Below are 2,456 nucleotides of genomic sequence, written 5' to 3'. Positions count from 1 at the left end.
AGGTACGTTTTCTTCCAATTGCATTCCCAGCTTATACGAAGCGACGAGTCCACCAATACTGGTTTTACGTGACACAGGGACCAGAGGTCAGCGCAATAGACACTATGGTAACTGATTATCTGTCGCAGGTCCTCCTCTTTCATATTCGTCTCTTTCCCCCGAAACGTGCAAAAGCCCTATTGGAATAGATAGATCAAGTGCTTTGAAGGAACCATAATGATACAATATTGATCGCAAGAAATGTGACCATAAGGATGCCGCAAATCACTAATACCAAATTGAAATGACGCATTTGGAGCTTATTCCATAAGGATTTACCAGCTTCTGAATTTTTAAGCACGAATACTTCACGATTAATAAAGGTCCAGAAGAAAATCCCAATCAAAGCCAAGCCACCACAAATCTGTAAATCGATGATCGGGCCGCCTGAAAGAAACAATACAAATGCCAAAAAGCACTGAACGGAAAGTATAACAGCAACAATCATGAAAACAGCGATTTGCTTTCCAACCAGCATGTTTTTCGAAGTCGTTGACCGCATATTTCGGACATGTCGATACAAAACAGACGCCAACATGATACTGCACAGCACCAACAAATATAGAACCGCCCTAACAGCAATGGGCCAATTCGAAGACGTTTCGATACCGCCAGTTAGATGCAGATATTGACCGATAGCGACATACGTCATTGTGGCCAACCATAGCAAGGCTACCACTATTGCAACGAACACGGCATGGAAGGAAGAATGTTTCATGGACTTCTATTCTTTTCTTTACATATAAGGTTATGGGCAGCTTGGAAATTGAAGAGTGTTCCTTAAAATCCATTGCCTCGGCCATCGAAAAAGCGCGGAAAACAAGGTGGCTTTGACATTAGCCATTCTCCCCGTCAACCCAAATGGTACCCAAATGGTTTACATTCAAGTTCGTCTATCTTTTCAATGGCTACCAAAAAAGAATATGGAACACGGCTCCATAAAGGCCCACAAAAAATATCATCGTGAAAATTTTTTTCTTACTCCTCATCCTTGGCAAATATGGATAGAGATTATTCGGTCTGATCCCGGATGTAGGTAAAGGCACAAACAAAACTTTCCCAAACTTAAACATCAGGTACGCGCCAACATAGAACAAAATCATACTTTGTCCCCATATAAGCCAGTTGGCTCTGCGAAATAACTCCAAGGCAAAAGAGATTAAAGCAAATGCCGGCAAGCCTATTATACAGTACCTCTTTACCATCGGGATGGTATAATTACTTATTCTTTTAAATGGCTTGGCGTAATAATTTATCGATTCATCTGAAATTATTAATGTTTCATAAACGAAATAAATTAGGGCGACGATAAAGGCGGATATAATGTATTCATACCCAACGTTTAAGGCAAAATTGCGATTTACGACATGTACCACCATCGGCTTAGCTGAAAAGGTTGCAAGCATAGCTGCAAAGGAAGGCATCATTGTATATATGGATAAGCCAATCAGCTCCTTAAACCCTTCTGATGGGTCTTGATAGTCATAGATTGAACCCATCTTGAAAACACACATTATTATGGCCGTGTATCCAGCAGCCCCAAAATACGCGGGCATACTTACGATGATGTACGCTAAAATTAGGTTTGGCGGAGCGACATGATTATATAATAAATAACCGTGGAGGTGATTAATAAAAATTATAATGGAAAAAAACATTAAAGCAGACCATAATATTAACGCATATTTTGAGAATTTAATTATGGCAAATATAATGATCGGCAGAAGATAGAATAATATCGCCATACCCCCCAAATACCGAGAAGTTTTCCAATTTGGCACTTCCATGGATAAGAAATATAAAAGCCACAACACCATAAATATAGCACAACAGCAAATATTTATGATTTTTCCCATTTATACACCTCATCATAACAGTTGATGGTCTCGTAAAAAGTACCAAAAAGTAGGTTTTTGCAAATTGCCATCGTATAATTACAAATAGTTAAATCGTTTATAACTGAAAATTACGACTTTTTACGAGACCATCACAGTTGGAACCAATGGACTATTGGTCAGCTATAACGATATACGATGACACCCTGGATTATCCTCCTTACTGGGGAAAGCATACTCAGCATTAAATGAGCCGCCCCGATAAAAGCCGCAGTTACGATTGCAACAGGCAATGCTACAGCAACGGCTACACCTGTGGTAGTTAAAAATATTGTTAAGCCAATTGCAATAATCACTGCACCAAGCAAAGTATAGAAAAATGACGCATAATCGTAAACCTTCCACCAATCGATATTCTGCAACCATGAGAAAAGATCAACGAGAGGCGAAATAAGTACACCTCCATTACTCCCACCGGCAATCATGTATGCCCCGGCCCCGGTATTCGGATCAATCACCGTATACCCCTCCCCGATCCACCCATGGAAGTTGATCCGCGCCTCGTGGGCGGTGACCACCTTA

Annotated in this window: 3 protein-coding genes; all 3 read right to left on the bottom strand. The window is 40.4% G+C overall.

The annotated features are described in order from the left end of the window. Positions 1-193: 193 nt before the first annotated feature. On the bottom strand, positions 194-757 hold the full coding sequence (locus MRX98_RS21580; RefSeq protein ID WP_246915173.1) for a hypothetical protein: 564 nt from the start codon (positions 755-757) through the stop codon (positions 194-196). Positions 758-947: 190 nt separating this feature from the next. After that, positions 948-1,895: a hypothetical protein gene (locus MRX98_RS21575; protein ID WP_246915170.1), complete on the bottom strand. Its 948-nt coding sequence runs from the start codon at positions 1,893-1,895 to the stop codon at positions 948-950. Positions 1,896-2,053: 158 nt separating this feature from the next. Next, positions 2,054-2,456: hypothetical protein (locus tag MRX98_RS21570; RefSeq protein WP_246915167.1), on the bottom strand; the 403-nt coding region annotated here is incomplete at its 5' end.

This window comes from Desulfatitalea alkaliphila (genome assembly GCF_022968795.1).
Classification (GTDB): Bacteria; Desulfobacterota; Desulfobacteria; order Desulfobacterales; family Desulfosarcinaceae; genus Desulfatitalea; species Desulfatitalea alkaliphila.
The sequence above is the reverse complement of the archived record's forward strand: the minus strand, read 5'-3'. Positions and strand labels throughout refer to the sequence as shown.

Excerpts from the sequence above, each read along its gene's own strand:
- MRX98_RS21580 (WP_246915173.1), bottom strand. The coding sequence starts at position 757 with ATGAAACATTCTTCCTTCCATGCCGTGTTCGTTGCAATAGTGGTAGCC.
- MRX98_RS21575 (WP_246915170.1), bottom strand. The coding sequence starts at position 1,895 with ATGGGAAAAATCATAAATATTTGCTGTTGTGCTATATTTATGGTGTTG.